We start from the raw sequence: 18,639 nt of genomic DNA on the forward strand, positions 1-18,639 counted from the left end.
TGAAACTCGATCAATTCCGGCCGTGGCCGGAGACCTACCCGGTGGCGCTGCCACCGCCGCTCTGAGGAGAGCAAATTCATCGGATCCCAAGGGGTCTATATATTATTGTCGTTCCGCCTGGCCAATGATGTCGCAGCAGTTTTCACATGAACCGGATACCAGGAGCAGGCCAAGCGCCTCGCCGTCGGTCCGGATGCTGCCAGTTTACAGACGCCCGGCAGGAGACTTCATTTCCGGCACATCCTTGCACTCATATGAAAGGCTCGTCCGTGTGGCGGGCCTGTTCTCGTATAAAACAAGGCTGCGCCGAGGAGCACAGCTTACATGGCAGACAAAATGCTTATCGACGCCTCCCACGAAGAGGAGACACGCGTAGTCGTTGTCCGTGGGAACCGGATCGAAGAATTCGATTTCGAATCGGAGCACAAGAAACAGATCCGCGGCAATATCTATCTTGCCAAGGTTACGCGCGTTGAGCCTTCCCTCCAGGCGGCCTTCGTCGACTACGGTGGAAACCGCCACGGCTTTCTCGCTTTTGCGGAAATCCATCCGGACTATTACCAGATTCCGCTCGCCGACCGTCAGGCCCTCCTGAAAGCGGAAGCCGAGGATCATCGCCGCAGCGACGATTTCGAATCCGCTGACGCACCCGAGCCCGGCGCCCCCATGATCGACCTTTCGCAGGTGGATCAGCCGGATGTCGGCATTGTTTCCGCCAGCGAAACCACTGAAACGGTCGTCGTCGAAGAGACTGCACCTGCCGCGGAAGAGGTTTCCGGAGAAGCGGCCGTCGAGGCCGTAGCCGAAGAAGCGCCCGCCGAGGAAGAAAAGCCGAAGAAGCGCACCCGCCGCCCCCGCGCCAAGAAGAAGACGGCAGAAGAAGAAGCCGCAGCGGCCGAGGCCGCCGAAGCGTCTTCCGAAGACGATGGCAGCGCCGGTGGTGAAATGGCCGCCATGGTCGATACCGACACGATTTCCGAGGAAGTCGAGGGTCTTCGCCGCGGCAATGACGATGATGACGACGACGATGACGATCACCACGAAAAGGAAGTGATCGAATCTGTCGGCGCCGAAGACGCCATGGAAGAGGTTCCGGACCGCGTCGCCCGCAAGCCGCGCAAGCAGTATCGCATTCAGGAAGTCATCAAGCGCCGCCAGATTCTTCTGGTGCAGGTGGCCAAGGAAGAGCGCGGCAACAAGGGCGCGGCGCTGACCACTTACCTGTCGCTCGCCGGCCGTTATTCCGTTCTGATGCCGAATACGGCGCGTGGCGGCGGTATTTCCCGCAAGATCACACAGCCGGCCGACCGCAAGCGCCTGAAGGAAATCGCGCGCGATCTGGAAGTGCCGCAGGGCATGGGCGTTATTCTGCGCACCGCCGGCGCAAACCGCACCCGCGTCGAAATCAAGCGCGACTTCGAATATCTGATGCGCCTGTGGGAAAATGTCCGCACGCTGACGCTGAATTCCACCGCCCCCTGCCTCGTTTACGAGGAAGGCTCGCTCATCAAGCGTTCGATCCGCGATCTTTACAACAAGGATATCGGCGAGATCATCGTTTCTGGTGAAGACGGCTATCGTGAAGCCAAAGACTTCATGAAGATGCTGATGCCGAGCCACGCGAAGGTGGTTCAGCCTTACCGCGACATTCACCCGATCTTCTCGCGCTCCGGTATCGAAGCCCAACTCGACCGGATGCTGCAGCCGCAGGTCACGCTGAAGTCGGGCGGTTACCTCATCATCAATCAGACGGAAGCGCTGGTTTCCATCGACGTCAACTCGGGCCGTTCGACCCGCGAGCATTCCATCGAGGAAACCGCGCTGACGACGAACCTCGAGGCGGCGGAAGAAGTGGCGCGCCAGCTGCGCCTGCGCGACCTTGCCGGCCTTGTCGTCATCGACTTCATCGACATGGAAGAAAAGCGCAACAACCGCGCTGTCGAGAAGAAGCTCAAGGATTGCCTGAAGAACGACCGCGCGCGCATCCAGGTCGGCCGTATCTCGCATTTCGGCCTACTGGAAATGTCGCGCCAGCGCATCCGCGCTTCGGTGCTGGAATCGACCACGCAGGTCTGCCAGCATTGCGGCGGCACGGGCCATGTTCGCTCGGAATCCTCCATCGCGCTGCATGTGCTGCGCGGCGTCGAGGAATATCTGCTGCGCAACACCACCCACAACATCACGGTGCGCTGCACGCCGGAAACGGCGCTCTACCTGCTCAACCACAAGCGCGGCACGATCGTCGATTATGAAGGCCGCTTCGGCGTGTCGATCATCATCGCTGCTGACGCCGGCGTCGGTGCGCAGCATTTCGCCATCGATCGCGGTGAAGCCGTCGAAAATCCGGTGAAGATCGAAAGCCTCATCCAGATGCTGCCGAACTTCGTGGAAGAGGAAGACGATTTCGTCGCCGAGGTGGAAGAGGACGAAGACGAGGAAGAAATCGTCAAGGCGCAGACCGCCGAGCCACGCCAGCAGCAGCAGGGCGACAATGGCGAGGAAGGCAAGCGCAAGCGCAAGCGTCGCCGCCGCCGTCGCGGCAAGGGCGGTCAGGGCGAGCAGAACGGCGCGCTCGACGCCCAGTCCGGCGATGCGGAAGGCGATGATGCCGAAGGTGATGACGATGGCGTCGAAACCGATGAAGCCGATGCTGAAACCGAAAACGGTGCAACGGAAGCCGTAACCTCCGAAGAGGACGGCAAGCGCAAGCGCCGCCGTCGCGGCAAGCGCGGCGGACGTCGCAACCGTGCGGAAGACGAGGCTCTCGATGCCGCCGGCTCGGAAGCCGAAGGTGAAAGCGAAGAGGCTTCCGCCGAAGCATCCGTAACCGAAGAGCCGACCGCCGCCGAGGTGGTGGAAGGTGCGGTTGCCGAGGTCGCGGAAGAGGACGTGCCGAAAAAGCCGCGCCGCACCCGCAAGGCGAAAGCCAAGACTGAAACCGAGGAAGCGCCGAAGGCCGAAGCCGTTGAAACGGTGGAGCCGGTGATCGTTGAGGAAACCGTGGTGGACGTCGCCATTGAAGAAGCGGGTGAGGCTTCGGCCGATCTGGCTTCGGAAGCGGAAGCACCGGCCACGGAAGAAAAGGTCCGCGCGAACCGGGGCAGCAATGTCTCGAGCTCGGAGCCGGTGGTCACCTCTTCCGGTTCCTCCACCCCCGCCGATGGCGAGGAGCCGAAGCCCCGCAAGGGTGGCTGGTGGCAGCGCAAGGGCTTCTTCTGAGAGAAGCCACATCCTGAATAAAAGACGCCCGCAACGATGTTGCGGGCGTTTTCTTTTATCGGCGCAAAGAACGGGCGTTTTTTTGAGCCGCTGACATTTCCTCATTCCTGCGCTTGTCACGGGAATGAGGAGTGGGAAAGGCCAACCCGTCAAACAGACCGCGTCAGCCCGCCATCAACGCGGATATTCTGACCGGTAATATAACCGGCCCCATCAGAGGCAAGGAATGCCACGGTGGCGGCGATTTCCTCGCTCTTGCCGTAACGCTGCATCGGCACGCTCTCGCGGCGCTCCTCCGTCGCCGGCAGGCTGTCGATCCAGCCGGGCAGAACATTGTTCATGCGCACATTGTCGGCCGCATAGGTATCGGCGAAAATCTTGGTGTAGGAGGCAAGGCCGGCACGGAACACGGCGGATGTCGGGAACATGCTGCTCGGTTCGAAAGCCCAGGCGGTCGAGATGTTGACGATGGCGCCCGCCTTCTGTTTCACCATAACGGGGGCAACGATCCGCGTCGGGCGGATGACGTTCATAAGGTAGACATCGAGGCCGGTGTGCCATTGCTCATCGGTAATATCGAGAATGGAGGCGCGCGGGCCATGGCCGGCGCTGTTGACCAGCACATCGATGCGGCCGAATTTTTCGAGTGTCAGATCCGTGAGCCGCTGGAGATCGTCATTGGACTGGTTGGAGCCGGTGACGCCGATGCCGCCCAGCTCCTGCGCCAGCGCCTCTCCCTTGCCGGAAGAAGACAGGATCGCGAGCTTGTAGCCATCCGCAGCCAGACGTTTCGCCACAGCAGCCCCCATGCCGCTGCCGCCTGCCGTTACAATCGCCACTTTTTCTGCCGACATCGCTTTTCTCCTTGTCCTAACCTTAAGGGTGTCCCGCACCACATTGGCCCATCTATAACGGGTTTCAAAGGCGAGTTCGAACCAGAAAGCCTTGCAGCGGCATGCAGAAAAACTGATGCTGGAAATATCAGCCTAAGCTGTTCCCTCTCCCGGATGGGCTTTCCGGCTGTCGGCTGGCGCTTCTTCCCTCTCCTCCAGGCCATAGTTGCGGATCACCTGCGCGATACGCAGCCGGTAATCGGAAAAAACACCGGACCGGCCCAGCGACTGCGCGGCGCGATGCGGCATGGTGTTGCGCCATGCCCTCACCGCCTCCTCATCCCGGAAGAAGGACAGAGAGAGCATCTTGTCCGGATTGCCGATGCTTTGAAACCGCTCGACGGACAGGAAGCCGTCGATGGTTTCCAGCTCAGCCCGCAGGCCTGCCGCGATGTCGAGATAATGCTGCTTCTCGCCTTGAGCCGGCCAGACCTCGAAGATAACGGCGATCATTGTCCGCCTCCGGCGTGCGGAGCGGAGGCGAGACCGAGGAAAAGCCGGTCCTCGCGACGGATGAATTGTTCGCGGCGGGCGAATTCGTAATTTTCCCGCCCTGCAGGATCGGCGGCGAGCCGTGCCCTGTAGGCTTCGTAAGCGGCGAGATTTTCGATGTTATAGACACCGTAGGCAATGGTGCTCGATCCCTCTTTCGGCGCGTAATAACCGATCAGACCAGCCCCGCAGCGCGGTATCGCCTCACCCCATGTGCGGGCATATCGCTCGAAGGCGTCGACCTTGAAAGGATCGATCTCGTAGCGGATGAAACAGGTCAGCATCGTTTGTCTCCTCGTGGTTTGCCTCTCTCTTTTAAGCCATTGCTTTGCATCAATGCTTCGGCTACCATCGAAGCATGAAAGACGGACCTCTGATCGCCAATGTTGCCGCGCTGATCGGCGACCCTGCCCGCGCCAACATCCTGACGGCGCTGATGGACGGACGCGCGCTGACCGCAAGCGAGCTTGCCGAAGCCGCCGGAGTGACGTTGCAGACCGCCAGCGGGCATCTATCGAAACTCTCCGAGGCGCAGCTCCTGAAAGCGGAAAAACAAGGGCGTCACCGCTATTTCCGTCTTTCCGACGAGGATGTGGCGCATGTTCTGGAAGCGTTGATGGGTCTTGCCCAGCGCACGGGCGCAGTCCGCGTCCGCACGGGACCGAAGGACAAGGCATTGCGGGAAGCGCGCATCTGCTACGATCATCTGGCCGGGGAAAGCGGCGTGGCGCTGCTTGCCGCCATCACCGCAAAAGGGCTCGTGACGTTAGGTGACGATCCTGCCCTAACCGAGAACGGACGCGACTTCTTCTCAAGCTTCGGCATCGACCTTTCGTCACTCGAAAAGGCCCGTCGCCCGGTCTGCCTGCATTGCCTGGACTGGAGCGAACGTCGCCATCATCTCGGCGGCGGGCTTGGTGCATCGCTTCTCGAAGCCATGCAGCAGCGCGACTGGCTGCGGCGCGGAAACGGCCGTGTGCTGACCTTCACTGCAAAGGGTGAAAAGGCGTTCAACAGCACCTTCGGCTGCACGCCCGCCTGATTTCCCTTACCTGATTTCCCCGAGCGGATGACCCCGGCTTATTTCAGCCAGCCGGCAATACGTCCAACGGCCTCGGCGATATCCGACACGGAACCCGCATAGGAAATGCGCAGCGCCCTGTGGCCTTCCTCGGGGTCGAAATCCATGCCCGGCGTCGCCGCCACATCGATTTCCGCCATCATGCGCTTGGCAAAATCCATGCTGTCATTAGAAAAACGGCTGGTATCGACATAGGCGTAAAAAGCGCCATCCATGGGGGATGCCAGCGGCAGGCCGATCTCCGGCAGGCGCGCCATCAGGAAATCGCGGTTGGTGCGATAGCTTTCCCGATAGACATCCAGCTCCTCCGCCGCCGAAAAGGCTGCGGTCGCCGCAAGCTGCGACAGTTCGGGCGCGGAAATATAAAGGCTCTGGGCCAGACACTCGACTGGGCGGACCAGATTTTCGGGCAGCACCATCCAGCCGATGCGCCAGCCGGTCATGCAATAATATTTGGAGAAGGAGTTGATGATCACGGCATTGTCGGTGATTTCGAGCGCACTCGTCTCTTCGCCGACAAAGGTAAGGCCGTGATAAATCTCGTCGGAAATGAAAGCCATGTCGCGGCTTTCGCAGTAGCTCGCCAACCGCTTCAGCGCCTCACGGCCGGTAACGGTGCCGGTCGGATTGGCCGGGCTTGCCAGAAGCACGCCCTTCAGCTTGCAGCCGGCCTTTGTCTCCGCCCGCTCCAGACTTGCCGGCGTCAGCGTATAGCCGGTTTCCGCCGTAACCGGCACTTCCACGACATTGAGGCCGAGAGCCTTCAGAATATTGCGATAGGCCGGATAGCCGGGCCTTGCGATGGCGACATAATCGCCCGCATCGAAAAGGCTGAGGAAAGCGAGATTAAAGGCGGCAGACGAGCCCGTGGTCACGGCGATGCGGGCCGGATCGATGGCGACCTGGTGGCGCAGCCGGTAATGGCCGGCAATCGCCTCGCGCAGCTCACGCAGACCCAGCGCGTCGGTATAACCGATCCGCCCATGCTTCAGCGCCGCCTCAGCCGCCGCAAGCGAGGCTTTCGGCGCGGGATGCGAGGGCTGGCCGACCGCCATGGAAATGACGGGGCGGCCCGCCTGCCTGCGCCGATTCGCTTCCGCCAGAATATCCATGGCGTGAAAGGGTTCGACTGCGCTCCGCTTCGACATCGTAATCAAGGGCATGCTCTTTCCTGAACCGTATTTCAGAGACTTGCCGCAGAATCACAATCTTCACAATCATGCGATCATAATGCGGACAAGTATTTTTGCCGTATGGCATTTGGCTTAAAGTAAGGTAATTGCCTTCATAAGATTTCAAGAGGCTCCGGCCGCACAGAATGAGGACCGATATGGCGCATTTTCTCCGTTCCACCCTTCTCGCCAGCGTGACGGCCCTTTCGACGGTATTCGCCTCCCTGCCCGCCCATGCGCTCGACGAGCAGCAGAAGAAGGAAATGGGCGAGTTCATCAAGCAATATCTGATCCAGAACCCGGAGATCATGCTTGAGGTTCAGGATGCGCTTGAGCGCAAGCAATATGCGGCGCGCAACGCCAAGGCGGCGGAAGCCGTCGCCGACAACAAGAAGGCCATCTTCGAATCGAAATTCGATCTGGCGCTCGGCAACCCGGATGGCGATGTCACGCTGGTCGAGTTCTTCGACTACAATTGCGGTTATTGCAAACGCGCCATGGGCGACATGGACAATATTCTGAAGAGCGACAAGAAGGTGCGTGTCGTCCTCAAGGAATTCCCGATCCTCGGACCGGAATCGGTTGCGGCGCACCGCGTTTCCAACGCCGTGAAGCTGCTTGCACCGGCGAAGTACCCCGAATTCCAGCGCACGCTGCTCGGCGGTCGCGGACGGGCGAATGAGGACAGCGCCATGGAAGTCGCGACCTCGCTCGGCCTCAAGGAAGCCGACATCCGCAAATCGATGGCGGAGAACCCCAATGACGAGCAGGTGCAGGAGACTTACAAGCTGGCAACCAGCCTCGGCATCACCGGAACGCCCTCCTATATCGTCGGCGACGAGGCGGTTTTCGGCGCCGTCGGCGCTGACCCGCTGAAGGAAAAAATCGCCAATATGCGCAGCTGTGGAAAAGCCACCTGCTCCTGATTGCTAAAAAAGCCACTGCATTCCCTGTGAGATGCTTGCCAAGCGGCCGGTTTAGGGCTTGCGGGGGCTTTTCCTTGACGGCTGCGCAGTCTATAGGTGTCGCTGATTTTCTTATGGAAACGTGAATGAGCAACATCATCATCGTCATCAACGGCCCCAATCTCAATATGCTGGGAAAAAGGGAACCGGGTATCTATGGTGGCAAGACGCTGAAGGACATCGAGAATGATTGCCTTCAAGCCGGTGCCGATCTCGGTTTCGCAGTGGAATTCCGCCAGTCCAACCACGAAGGCGTGCTGGTGGACTGGTTGCAGGAGGCGGGCGAGCGGGCGGCGGGCGTCGTCATCAATCCCGGCGCCTACAGCCACACATCCATCGCGTTGCATGACGCCATTCGCGCGATTTCCACGCCCGTCGTGGAAGTGCACATTTCCAACATCCACGCCCGCGAAGAGTTCCGTCACAAATCGATGGTATCACCCGCGGCAAAGGGCATGGTCTGCGGTTTCGGACCATATGGATACATCATGGCGCTTCACGCGCTGAAAAACATCACGGCATAAAAAGAAACAAAGAATAGGGTTTGTCATGTCTGAAAAGAAACAGGGTATCGACAAGGAACTGATCCGCGAACTCGCGAATATCCTCAACGATACCGACCTTTCGGAAATCGAAGTGGAGCAGGACGACCTGCGCATCCGCGTTTCCCGCGCCGCTCCCGCCGCCACGGTCTATGCCGCAGCGCCTGCTGCTTATGCGCCCGCACCGGCAGCAGCCCCCGTTGCTGCACCGGCCGCAGCCGCGCCGGCCGCCCCTGCGGCCTCCGCAGCGCCTGCCCGCAACCCGGCCAACACCGTGTCCTCGCCGATGGTCGGCACGGTCTATCTTTCGCCTGCCCCGGGCGCACGTCCCTTCATCGAAGTGGGTGCAACCGTCAAGGAAGGCCAGACCATCCTCATCGTCGAAGCCATGAAGACCATGAACCAGATCCCGGCTCCCAAGTCCGGCAAGGTCGTGGAAATCATCGTCAACGACGCTCAGCCCGTGGAGTATGGCGAAGCCCTCGTGGTCATCGAATAAAGGCGGTTCAGCATGGTTTCGAAGATCCTCATAGCCAACCGCGGCGAGATCGCGCTACGCGTCCTGCGCGCCGCCAAGGAACTTGGCATTCCGACGGTGGCCGTGCATTCCACGGCCGACGCGGATGCCATGCATGTGCGCCTTGCCGACGAAAGCGTGTGCATCGGCCCGCCGCCCTCGCGTGACAGCTACCTCAACATCCACCAGATCGTTGCGGCCTGCGAAATCACAGGTGCGGACGCCGTTCACCCGGGTTACGGCTTCCTGTCGGAAAATGCCAAGTTCGCAGACATTCTCGACGCGCACGGCATCACCTTCATCGGGCCGACCGCCGAACATATCCGCATCATGGGCGACAAGATCACCGCCAAGCAGACGGCGCAGGAACTCGGCATTCCCGTGGTTCCCGGTTCCGATGGCGAAGTGAAGCCTGAAAACGCGCTCGAAATCGCCCGGACGATCGGCTTCCCGGTCCTCATCAAGGCGACGGCGGGCGGCGGTGGTCGCGGTATGAAGGTGGCCAAGACCGAAGCCGATTTGGAAGAGGCCGTTGCGACGGCCCGATCCGAAGCGGCAGCAGCCTTCGGCAACGACGCCGTCTACATGGAAAAATACCTCGGCAAACCGCGCCATATCGAAGTGCAGGTTTTCGGCGATGGCGAAGGCAATGCCGTTCACCTTGGCGAACGCGATTGCTCGCTCCAGCGCCGCCACCAGAAGGTGCTGGAAGAAGCCAATTCGCCGGCTCTGACCGTCGAACAGCGCATGAAGATCGGCGAGATTTGCGCGAGCGCCATGCGCAAGCTGAAATATCGCGGCGCCGGCACCATCGAGTTCCTCTATGAAAACGGCGAGTTCTATTTCATCGAAATGAACACCCGTCTGCAGGTGGAGCATCCGGTGACGGAAGCCATCACCGGCATGGATCTCGTGCAGGAACAGATCCGGGTCGCTTCCGGTCAGGGCCTGTCGGTCACGCAGGCGGATATCGAATTCCATGGCCATGCCATCGAATGCCGTATCAATGCCGAGGACCCGCGCACCTTCGTTCCCTCACCGGGCACGCTGACCTATTTCCACACGCCGGGCGGTCTTGGTGTGCGTGTCGATTCCGGTGCCTATCAGGGCTACAAGATCCCGCCCTATTACGACAGCATGATCGGCAAACTGATCGTTCACGGCCGCGACCGTGACGAATGCATTCGTCGTCTGCGTCGGGCGCTCGACGAATTCGTCGTTGATGGCATCAAGACCACGCTGCCGCTTTTCCAGGATCTCCTTCAGAACGAGGATATCCTGAAGGGCGATTACGACATTCACTGGCTGGAAAAATATCTGGCCGGTGACGCGTCTCACTAAGACGATATGGTTGGGCGGCGCAGTAGAAATAACGGCATAACGGTCGATATCCTGCTGCGCGCCTATTCCGCCGGCCTGTTCCCAATGGCCGATTCGGCTGACGATCCCGAGCTTTTCTGGGTCGAGCCGGAAATTCGGGGAATCATCCCGCTCAATGGTTTTCACGTTTCCAAAAGCCTCGCCAAGGCGATGCGCAGGAAGCCGTTCGAGATTCGCTTCAACACCGCCTTCGAAGCGGTGATGGCCGGATGTGCGGCGGAAGCGCCGGACAGGCCAAGCACCTGGATCAATGCCACCATCCGCAGGCTCTATACCGAATTGCACCAGATCGGCCACGCCCATAGCGTCGAGGCGTGGGAGGGCGAGGAGCTCGTCGGCGGGCTGTACGGCGTCTCGCTGGGCGCCGCCTTCTTCGGCGAGAGCATGTTTTCCCGCCGCACCAATGCATCGAAGATTTGCCTCGTGCATCTGGTCGAGCGTTTGCGGCAGCAGGGGTTTACGCTGCTCGACACGCAATTTACGACCGAACATCTGAAGACATTCGGGGCAATCGATATTCCGAAGTCGGAATATGCCACGATACTTGAAGCGGCTGTCGACAGGCCGGACGTACCATTCGAAAAATCGTCGGCGCAAGAAAATCTACGCTGAAAACAACCTGAGATTTTGCTTGCAACCCTCGAAAACATGACCTATCCGATCATGATATATGGTTTGCCGGGGGATGGCCATGCGCTGGATTGCGGCCTTGTTATTGATGTTGACGCCGGCGGCGAATGTCACCGCTGCCGAACAGCGCCCCAACCCGCAGGCCGCCTGGCGAAGCGAAATTTCCCGAGCCTTGACGGGCGTAACCGGCCGCCCCGAATTCAAGGTCGTGCGGACGAACAAGAAGCAGGTACTCCTTGTTACTTTCCGCGTTGACCCGGCGGGAAAGATGCAGGCTGTTCAGGTCAAAAACATAAGGGATAGCACCTATCAGACAAGAACGGCCGTGAAGAGGGCATTTTCTGAAATCAGGTTCCCCTCACCTCCCGCCAGCGATCAGCCCAACAAGTTCACCGTTCCGATCGTGATCGAGCCTGAACTGACACGGGAGGAAATGATCGAACAACTGGAAAGCAAAAGCAAAGCCCTGGCCGATTTGGCCGAGAAGCTCAGACGCCAGAAATAGGCGCGGTCGTGGGTTAATTACTTGCTTGCCGTTGAGGGAGCGGGAACTTCCGAGTCCTGCTTGCAGCCCGTCAGCCACACGTCGTAGATGGGGTGTTCCACGGCGTTGAGGCCGGGGCTGTCGGCGAACATCCAGCCCGTGAAAATCCGCTTGATCTTGCGGTCGAGGGTGATTTCATCCACTTCGATGAAGGCATCGATCTTCTGCGCTTCCGTCTGGTCGCGGGAATAGCAGACTTTCGGCGTCACCTGAAGCGCGCCGAACTGCACCGTCTCATCGATATAAACATCGAAGGAAGTGATGCGGCCGGTGATCTTGTCGATGCCGGAAAACACCGCCACGCGGTTTTCAAGACGAGCAGCAGAAACGGGCGAAATGAGGATGACAGCAGAGACCGCTGCAAACAGCGAGACTGTCAGCGCACGCAAAGAACGATCCCGCGTGAATTTCCTCATACGATATGTCTCCAAATATTTGCCTGTGTCGAACCGCCGACCGGATCAACGCCTAAGGGCGGAATGTGGCAAAAACCGGTGAGGCCGGATGCAAGCGCGGTGTTTTACACAACACCGCGCATCGCAAGATGCTTAGTTGCCGGGGGTCCAGGCGTCGTAGTCGCCGGTCACGCGCGGGCGCTCGCCAGCCACGGCCAGCGACCCCTGCGGGCGATAGGCCTTGGAGGAACCGGTGAGGTTCGGCTGATGCGGCTTCTGCCAGTCGCGCGCAACATAGCTTTCCTGGCTCGGCGGCACGTCGGTGCGGTAATGCATCCAGCCATGCCAGCCGGGCGGAATGGCCGACGCTTCGGCATAACCATTGTAGATCACCCAGCGGCGCGGCATGCCCCAGGAAGTGGTGCCGCCTTCGTAATAGGTGTTGCCCAACTCGTCCTGTCCTACCTTCTTGCCGAAACGCCAGGTATGAAACCGCGTTCCGATCGTCTGGCCGTTCCACCAGGTGAAGATTTGCGTCAGGAGAGTCTTCATTTTACGTTCCTCGGGCTTGAATGCGCCGCAGCGATTTTCCGTGCACGGCACAAGACATGCTTATGCCGCCCCTCACGGCAATTGTCCAGCATTTCGAGATATATCCGCGCTATTTCAGCTTCATCCTGAAGCCTAAATGCCGCTTCTCGAAACCCAGCCGCTCATAGAAGCGGTGAGCGTCCAGCCGGGCCATGTTGGACGTCAGCTGCGCGGCGTTCAGGCCCTGCCGGCGGGCTTCTTCCAGGCAATGATTGATCATCACCGCACCGATGCCGCGGCCGCGCATGTCGGCACGCGTCTGCACCGCCTCGATCACCATGGACTTTGCCCCTCGCCCGACGAGCTTGGTCAGGATCGCCGTCTGGAAGGTGCCGACCACCTCGCCATCCAGTTCCGCCACATAGAGCGTTTCGCTCGGCGACGCTTCGATGGCGCGGAAAGCGGCGAGATAATCCGGCTGCGCCGATTCTTCCGCCGTATCGCCGTGGCCGCCGATCTCGTCGGCGGCAAAAATGGCGGCGAGTGCCGGAAGATCGTCTTCGCGCGCCGTGCGGATGATCAGTTGTTGAAGTTTCTCATTCATCGGGTCAGGCTCTTTTCCATAACGACGCCGGGCAGACCCTCGATGCCCGCCATGCGCTCGATTCGGTCGACCTCGACAAATCCGACGCCTTCATAAAAGGCGATTGCGACAGTATTTTTAGGCTCGACTTCCAGCCGCATGATTTCCGCATCCGGAAAACAGGTTTCCAGTTCGGCGAAGAGATCGCGGCCGACGCCCTGCCGCTGAAGGTCAGGCGCGACATAGAGCTGGTGCAGCAGGGCTGTCTTCGCCATCTTGGTGGACATGGAGCCATAGGCCATGCCGCCAATCCGCTTGCCGTCGTCAGCCACCAGAAACTCGCCGCCCTTTTTCTCGATGCGGTCCTTCATGGCCTGCGGCGAATGCCATGCGAGAATCAACTGGTTGACCTTGTCCACGCCATAGATCGCATCATAGGTCGCGTGCCACGTCGTGGCGAGCAGGGTGCGCACCGGCTCGATGTCACGCAGGCTTGCCGTGCGGATGAAGAACATGATTTGGCTCCGTCTTGAAACAGAAATGCCGGGCGTTGATCCCGGCAGAAGTGATGTCAGTCCCTCGTGCCCGACGTCGTCCTCGGGCCTGTCCCGAGGATCTGAGCACATTGGACCTTGTGGGTCGTTAGATCCTCGAGACAAGCCCGAGGATGACGGATGAGAGCTTTCTGCCTCGATACCTGTGAGCACAAGGCAGCGCCCGCTTACTCTTCCTCGATACCGAGCTTGGCCTTCACCAGCGCCTGCACCGCCTGCGGGTTGGCCTTGCCGCCCGTCGCTTTCATGACCTGACCGACGAACCAGCCGGCAAGCGTCGGCTTTGCCTTCACCTTCTCGACCTGATCCGGGTTGGCGGCGATGATCTCGTCGACGGCCTTTTCGATGGCGCCGGTATCGGTCACCTGCTTCATGCCGCGGGCTTCCACGATTTCCGCCGGGTTGCCGCCCTCGTTCCAGACGATTTCGAACAGGTCCTTGGCGATCTTGCCGGAAATGGTCTCGGCCTTGATGAGATCGATGATGCCACCGAGCTGTTCCGGCGAAACCGGTGTCGTCTCGATATCCTTGCCCGATTTGTTCAGCGCCCCGAGCAGATCGTTGATGACCCAGTTGGCGGCGGCCTTCGCATCGCGACCGGCGGCGACTGCCTCGTAATAATCGGCAATCGCCTTTTCCGAAACGAGGATCGAGGCGTCATAGACCGACAGGCCAAGATCGGCCACGAAACGGGCTTTCTTGTCGTCGGGCAGTTCCGGCAGGTCGACCTTCAGCGCCTCGACGAAAGCATCGTCGAATTCGAGCGGCAAGAGGTCCGGATCGGGGAAATAACGGTAATCATGCGCATCTTCCTTGGAGCGCATGGACCGCGTCTCGCCCTTGCCGGGGTCGAACAGGCGGGTTTCCTGATCGATCACGCCGCCATCTTCCAGAATGGCGATCTGGCGGCGCGCCTCATATTCGATGGCCTGACCGACGAAGCGGATGGAGTTGACGTTCTTGATTTCGCAGCGCGTGCCGAAACCTTCGCCCGGACGGCGCACGGAGACGTTGACGTCGGCGCGCATCGAGCCTTCATCCATGTTGCCGTCGCAGGTGCCGAGATAACGCACGATGGAACGCAGCTTGGTGAGATAGGCCTTGGCTTCGTCCGACGAGCGCATATCCGGCTTGGAGACGATTTCCATCAGCGCCACGCCCGAACGGTTCAAATCCACGAAGGACATGGTCGGGTGCTGGTCGTGCATGGACTTGCCGGCGTCCTGCTCCAGATGCAGACGCTCGATGCCGATTTCGATATCTTCGAAATTGCCCTGACGGTCCGGACCGAGCGAAATGGTGATGGTGCCCTCACCGACGATCGGGTCCTTGAACTGCGAAATCTGGTAGCCCTGCGGCAGGTCCGGATAGAAGTAATTCTTGCGGTCGAAGATCGAGCGATGGTTGATCTTGGCCTTCAGGCCAAGACCGGTGCGCACCGCCTGCTTCACGCATTCCTCGTTGATGACGGGCAGCATGCCGGGCATGGCGGCATCCACCAGCGACACGTTGGAATTCGGCGCATTGCCGAAGGTGGTCGATGCACCGGAAAACAGCTTGGAATTGGAGAGAACCTGCGCATGCACCTCCATGCCGATCACGATTTCCCAATCGCCGGTGGCGCCGGGAATGAAGCGTTTCGGGTCGGGGGTGCGCACGTCTACAAGGGTCATCTGAAGCTCACGATATACGGGTTCTTTGGCCTTGGTGGGTAGAACAAATGGAGCGCGGGCGCAAGACATCTTGCACCCTCTCACGCCAGGCCCGGGATTTTCGCCGATAGAGGATACGCGTTTTTTACGCTTCCCGGTTTCAATTCACATCATGGTGACGGTCGCTCTCTGTTTCATAACCTATATCGCCTTCAATCTTTTCGTCTTTCTTGTCTATTGGTGGGACAAGGAAGCGGCGAGAAATGGCGGATGGCGCATCCGGGAAAGCACGCTGTTATCGCTTGCGCTCATCGGCGGCAGCCTGGGCGCAATCTTGGCACAACGGCTGCTGCGGCATAAAACGCGCAAGGAACCGTTCCGCAGCATCCTGATATCGATTGTGATATTGCAGGTAGGCCTTGTCGCATCGCTCGCCATCATGCCGGACTGGCCGATGCGGCTGGTGGACGCTCTGCAAACTCTGTCTCAGAAAGCCGGCCCATAAAGACCGCTCTCGACCTCGGCCAATTGCTTCTGCAGGCCTACCGACTGCACTTCGCGGTCGAGTTTCGGCGCATAGGAGACGGAGAGCCAGCGGACGCTATAGCCATGGTGGCGGAAAAAGGCGACGGCCGGCTCATTCTGGGCATGGGTTTCAAGCCGGATGGTCTCGAACCCCCTGTCCTCAATCAGCCTTTCGACATCGCCCAGCAGGTGACTGCCGACACCTCTGCGCTGAAAATCAGGATCGATCCAGAAATCGGAAATCGTCTCGTCGAAATGCTCCCGCGCCGCCCATCCGGCAACCGAGCCGCCAAACTCCGCCACCCTGATCGCCAGCCATGACGAGCGGGTAAAATTGGAAAAGGCGCTGGCCGCATTGTCGTAAAGGGTCGGGGTGATGCCGAGAGCCGCGATTGCCTGTCGCCATGCCCTGAGGCCGATGGCCGCCAGAACCTCCGCTTCCTGCTCATGCGCATTGCGAATGACGATCAAGCCGCGCCCTCCATGGCCGTTGAAATTAAACCATTGCCAAGGCGATTCGACCAGCATGGTTTTCTCGCGCCTGGCGGGACTTGACCGCCTCGGCTTTGCCCGCTACCCAAAAGGAGCAAGAACGGAGTTTTTATGTTCGCTCAATCGGAGTCCCGGTAAAGGCCCTGCCCGCAAGTTTATTGCGCGCCGGGCCATGCTGAAACCGAGCCGGATGCCCTAACCGCACCCGGATTTGCTTTCACGCGTCTATATGACGCCGACCGGACTTCCAAAAATGGACATTTCCCGCGCCGAACAGCGCATTCTTCACCTGCTCGCCCAGGGCGGCAGAATTGAACTCGTTCGAGACGACGCCCACAAAATCGAAAAACTCGCGCTTTACACGCGTGACGGCTGGATTTTCAGCGGCCTCGATCTCCTCACCTTCCGCAAACTGAAACGGAAGAGAGCCATCGCCTCTTCCGGCGGCAAACCCTACCGCATCACGACGCGCGGGCTGGAACTCGTGCGGGGCGAGCTGGACAATCGATGAAAAACAAACGGGCGGCATTCAATGCCGCCCGTTTGTGTAGAGAGCTTGGTGAATCCGCTTACCACCACTTGGCAGGGGTGAACTTACCGGCTGCCTGCTCGATGGCATGCGCCGTCTTGAACAGCGTTTCCTCCTCGAAAGGCTTGCCGATGAGCTGGAGGCCAAGCGGCAGGCCCTTGCCGTCGAGGCCGGCCGGAACCGAGAGGCCAGGAAGACCGGCCATGTTGACCGTGATGGTGAAAACGTCCTGCAGGTACATCTTCACCGGATCGGAAGCGAGTTCCTCGTCACCGACTGCAAAGGCGGAAGACGGGGTGATCGGCGCCAGAATGGCGTCGACGCCTTCGTGGAAGACGTTTTCGAAATCGCGCTTGATGAGGGTGCGGACCTTCTGCGCCTTCAGGTAATAGGCGTCATAATAACCGGCGGACAGCACATAGGTGCCGACCATGATGCGGCGCTGCACTTCCTTACCGAAACCGGCGGCGCGGCTCTTTTCGTACATGTCGGCAATGTCCTTGCCGTCGACGCGCAGACCGTAACGGACGCCGTCATAACGGGCAAGGTTAGACGAGGCTTCCGCCGGCGCGACGATGTAATAAGCGGGCAGCGCGTATTTGGTGTGCGGCAGCGAGATATCGATGACCTCGGCACCGGCATCACGCAGCCACTCGACGCCCTTGGCCCAGAGCTTTTCGATTTCTTCCGGCATGCCGTCGACGCGATATTCCTTCGGAATACCGATCTTCAGGCCCTTGAGCGACTGACCGATGGCCTTTTCGTAGTCCGGCACCGGCAGGTCGACGGAGGTCGTGTCCTTGGCGTCGACGCTTGCCATCGTCTTCAGCAGGATCGCGGCATCACGCACGTCACGGGCAATCGGGCCTGCCTGATCGAGCGAGGAAGCATAAGCGACGATGCCGAAGCGCGAGCAGCGGCCATAGGTGGGCTTGATGCCGACGGTGCCGGTGAAGGCTGCCGGCTGGCGGATGGAGCCGCCGGTATCGGTTGCGGTCGCGCCGGCGCAGAGATGCGCGGCCACGGCTGCGGCCGAACCGCCCGAAGAGCCACCGGGCACCAGCTTCTGGTCGGAACCATTGGCGCGCCACGGGTTGATGGCCGGGCCGTACCAGGAGCTTTCATTGGACGAGCCCATGGCGAATTCGTCCATGTTGAGCTTGCCGAGCATGACGGCGCCCTGATCCCAGAGGTTCTGGGTAACGGTGGATTCATATTTCGGCTTGAAGCCATCGAGAACATGCGAACACGCCTGCGTGTGCACGTCACGGGTGGCGAAAAGGTCCTTCACGCCGAGCGGAACGCCTTCCAGCTCGCCAGCCTTGCCGGCGGCGATGCGTTCGTCGGAGGCTTTCGCCATGTCGCGCGCCTTTTCAGGCGTCGTCGCCACATAGGCGTTCAGCGCGCCGTTGGCCGCATCGATGGCGGAGAGATAGGCGTCGGTCAGCTCGAGGGCGGAAAATTCTTTGGCCTTCAGCTTTTCGCGGGCTTCGGCAATGGTCAGGCTCGTCAGGTCGGTCATGGTCGGCAACGGCTTTCGAAATCTTGGAAAAATCGGGCGGCAGAGGCGGTCGGCTTATTCGACCACTTTCGGGACCATGAAGAAGTCCCGGTCGGTCGCAGGCGCGTTGGCGACAATGTCTTCCGCCTTGTTGCCGTCGGTCACCACGTCGGCGCGTTTTTTCATGTCCACCGGGGTCACCGAGGTCATCGGCTCGACGCCGTCGACATTCACTTCCGAAAGCTGCTCCACGAAACCGAGTATGCCGTTCAGCTGGCCGAGCATATTCTGTGCTTCTTCTTCGCTGACTGCGATACGGGCAAGGCGCGCAACGCGCTTTACGGTGGCGAGATCGACGGACATGGTTCTACTCCGATGGGATATTTCCCATTCGCTATAATCACCATGTCCGTCATTCGCAACGGTAGAAAGCATGTCGCGC

At 60.0% G+C, this 18,639-nt stretch carries 22 protein-coding genes; 10 read left to right on the plus strand and 12 right to left on the minus strand.

Annotation, left to right across the window (positions count from 1 at the left end; translation table 11 throughout):
* Positions 1–324 precede the first annotated feature (324 nt).
* The gene (locus BTE54_RS21995) at positions 325–3,219 is read left to right on the plus strand and encodes a ribonuclease E/G (protein ID WP_078053989.1); all 2,895 of its coding nucleotides are present in this window, start codon (positions 325–327) and stop codon (positions 3,217–3,219) included.
* A 149-nt stretch (positions 3,220–3,368) separates the two neighbouring features.
* Here BTE54_RS21995 and BTE54_RS22000 read toward each other — a convergent pair whose 3' ends face one another.
* The 3 genes from BTE54_RS22000 to BTE54_RS22010 all read right to left on the minus strand — a co-directional run bounded on the left by BTE54_RS22000 (position 3,369) and on the right by BTE54_RS22010 (position 4,888).
* Positions 3,369–4,073, minus strand: coding sequence for an SDR family oxidoreductase (locus BTE54_RS22000; protein WP_078053990.1), 705 nt, complete (start codon positions 4,071–4,073; stop codon positions 3,369–3,371).
* Positions 4,074–4,205: 132 nt separating this feature from the next.
* Positions 4,206–4,565, minus strand: a complete 360-nt coding sequence (locus BTE54_RS22005; RefSeq protein ID WP_078053991.1) for an antibiotic biosynthesis monooxygenase — start codon at positions 4,563–4,565, stop codon at positions 4,206–4,208.
* Positions 4,562–4,888 carry an NIPSNAP family protein gene (locus BTE54_RS22010; protein ID WP_078053992.1) on the minus strand — a complete coding sequence of 109 codons (327 nt, stop codon included), beginning with the start codon at positions 4,886–4,888 and terminating at the stop codon, positions 4,562–4,564. The genes BTE54_RS22005 and BTE54_RS22010 overlap by 4 nt, the downstream gene beginning before the upstream one ends.
* 74 nt (positions 4,889–4,962) lie before the next feature.
* Between BTE54_RS22010 and BTE54_RS22015 the strand changes: the two genes are divergently transcribed.
* A complete protein-coding gene (locus BTE54_RS22015) occupies positions 4,963–5,646 on the plus strand; it encodes a winged helix-turn-helix domain-containing protein (protein ID WP_078053993.1) in 684 nt (227 codons plus the stop codon).
* Positions 5,647–5,684: 38 nt separating this feature from the next.
* Here BTE54_RS22015 and BTE54_RS22020 read toward each other — a convergent pair whose 3' ends face one another.
* Complete coding sequence (locus BTE54_RS22020) at positions 5,685–6,842, minus strand: aminotransferase class I/II-fold pyridoxal phosphate-dependent enzyme (RefSeq protein WP_198939227.1); 1,158 nt, start codon at positions 6,840–6,842, stop codon at positions 5,685–5,687.
* 173 nt (positions 6,843–7,015) lie between these two features.
* Here BTE54_RS22020 and BTE54_RS22025 point away from each other — a divergent pair, with 173 nt between their 5' ends.
* The 6 genes from BTE54_RS22025 to BTE54_RS22050 all read left to right on the plus strand — a co-directional run bounded on the left by BTE54_RS22025 (position 7,016) and on the right by BTE54_RS22050 (position 11,396).
* Entirely contained in the window at positions 7,016–7,783 is a 768-nt protein-coding gene (locus BTE54_RS22025; protein WP_078053995.1) for a DsbA family protein, read from the plus strand.
* A gap of 125 nt (positions 7,784–7,908) precedes the next feature.
* Positions 7,909–8,346, plus strand: a complete 438-nt coding sequence (gene aroQ / locus BTE54_RS22030) for a type II 3-dehydroquinate dehydratase (RefSeq protein WP_077982408.1) — start codon at positions 7,909–7,911, stop codon at positions 8,344–8,346.
* A 25-nt stretch (positions 8,347–8,371) separates the two neighbouring features.
* Positions 8,372–8,863, plus strand: a complete 492-nt coding sequence (accB, locus tag BTE54_RS22035) for an acetyl-CoA carboxylase biotin carboxyl carrier protein (RefSeq protein WP_078053996.1) — start codon at positions 8,372–8,374, stop codon at positions 8,861–8,863.
* A gap of 12 nt (positions 8,864–8,875) precedes the next feature.
* A complete protein-coding gene (gene accC / locus BTE54_RS22040; RefSeq protein ID WP_063951155.1) occupies positions 8,876–10,222 on the plus strand; it encodes an acetyl-CoA carboxylase biotin carboxylase subunit in 1,347 nt (448 codons plus the stop codon).
* 6 nt (positions 10,223–10,228) lie between these two features.
* Entirely contained in the window at positions 10,229–10,873 is a 645-nt protein-coding gene (gene aat, locus BTE54_RS22045) for a leucyl/phenylalanyl-tRNA--protein transferase (RefSeq protein ID WP_078053997.1), read from the plus strand.
* Between the two features lie 79 nt (positions 10,874–10,952).
* Positions 10,953–11,396, plus strand: a complete 444-nt coding sequence (locus BTE54_RS22050) for a hypothetical protein (RefSeq protein WP_245316680.1) — start codon at positions 10,953–10,955, stop codon at positions 11,394–11,396.
* Between the two features lie 17 nt (positions 11,397–11,413).
* Here the strand turns inward: BTE54_RS22050 and BTE54_RS22055 are convergent, their stop codons facing one another.
* The 5 genes from BTE54_RS22055 to gatB form a co-directional block, all read right to left on the minus strand.
* Positions 11,414–11,851, minus strand: a complete 438-nt coding sequence (locus tag BTE54_RS22055; protein ID WP_065653957.1) for a DUF2155 domain-containing protein — start codon at positions 11,849–11,851, stop codon at positions 11,414–11,416.
* Positions 11,852–11,983: 132 nt separating this feature from the next.
* Positions 11,984–12,382 carry an NADH:ubiquinone oxidoreductase subunit NDUFA12 gene (locus BTE54_RS22060; protein WP_003521463.1) on the minus strand — a complete coding sequence of 133 codons (399 nt, stop codon included), beginning with the start codon at positions 12,380–12,382 and terminating at the stop codon, positions 11,984–11,986.
* A gap of 109 nt (positions 12,383–12,491) precedes the next feature.
* Complete coding sequence (locus BTE54_RS22065; RefSeq protein ID WP_078053999.1) at positions 12,492–12,965, minus strand: GNAT family N-acetyltransferase; 474 nt, start codon at positions 12,963–12,965, stop codon at positions 12,492–12,494.
* Positions 12,962–13,459: a GNAT family N-acetyltransferase gene (locus tag BTE54_RS22070; RefSeq protein ID WP_065653959.1), complete on the minus strand. Its 498-nt coding sequence runs from the start codon at positions 13,457–13,459 to the stop codon at positions 12,962–12,964. Before BTE54_RS22070 ends, BTE54_RS22065 begins: the two co-directional genes overlap by 4 nt.
* Before the next feature lie 206 nt (positions 13,460–13,665).
* The gene (gene gatB / locus BTE54_RS22075; RefSeq protein WP_078054000.1) at positions 13,666–15,171 is read right to left on the minus strand and encodes an Asp-tRNA(Asn)/Glu-tRNA(Gln) amidotransferase subunit GatB; all 1,506 of its coding nucleotides are present in this window, start codon (positions 15,169–15,171) and stop codon (positions 13,666–13,668) included.
* A 151-nt stretch (positions 15,172–15,322) separates the two neighbouring features.
* Between gatB and BTE54_RS22080 the strand changes: the two genes are divergently transcribed.
* Positions 15,323–15,655, plus strand: coding sequence for a DUF1294 domain-containing protein (locus BTE54_RS22080; RefSeq protein ID WP_198939228.1), 333 nt, complete (start codon positions 15,323–15,325; stop codon positions 15,653–15,655).
* On the opposite strand, the gene BTE54_RS22085 is transcribed toward BTE54_RS22080, so the two are convergent.
* On the minus strand, positions 15,637–16,146 hold the full coding sequence (locus BTE54_RS22085) for a GNAT family N-acetyltransferase (protein WP_078054273.1): 510 nt from the start codon (positions 16,144–16,146) through the stop codon (positions 15,637–15,639). The two genes, BTE54_RS22080 and BTE54_RS22085, sit on opposite strands and share 19 nt — an antisense overlap.
* A 274-nt stretch (positions 16,147–16,420) precedes the next feature.
* On the opposite strand from BTE54_RS22085, the gene BTE54_RS22090 reads away from it, so the two are divergent.
* Positions 16,421–16,678, plus strand: coding sequence for a YjhX family toxin (locus BTE54_RS22090; RefSeq protein ID WP_003521470.1), 258 nt, complete (start codon positions 16,421–16,423; stop codon positions 16,676–16,678).
* 58 nt (positions 16,679–16,736) lie between these two features.
* On the opposite strand, the gene gatA is transcribed toward BTE54_RS22090, so the two are convergent.
* Positions 16,737–18,218 carry an Asp-tRNA(Asn)/Glu-tRNA(Gln) amidotransferase subunit GatA gene (gatA, locus tag BTE54_RS22095; RefSeq protein ID WP_065653962.1) on the minus strand — a complete coding sequence of 494 codons (1,482 nt, stop codon included), beginning with the start codon at positions 18,216–18,218 and terminating at the stop codon, positions 16,737–16,739.
* A 54-nt stretch (positions 18,219–18,272) separates the two neighbouring features.
* Entirely contained in the window at positions 18,273–18,560 is a 288-nt protein-coding gene (gene gatC / locus BTE54_RS22100) for an Asp-tRNA(Asn)/Glu-tRNA(Gln) amidotransferase subunit GatC (RefSeq protein WP_003521472.1), read from the minus strand.
* Positions 18,561–18,639: the final 79 nt, after the last annotated feature.

Source organism: Agrobacterium sp. YIC 4121, from assembly GCF_002008205.1.
Classification (GTDB): domain Bacteria; phylum Pseudomonadota; class Alphaproteobacteria; order Rhizobiales; family Rhizobiaceae; genus Agrobacterium; species Agrobacterium leguminum.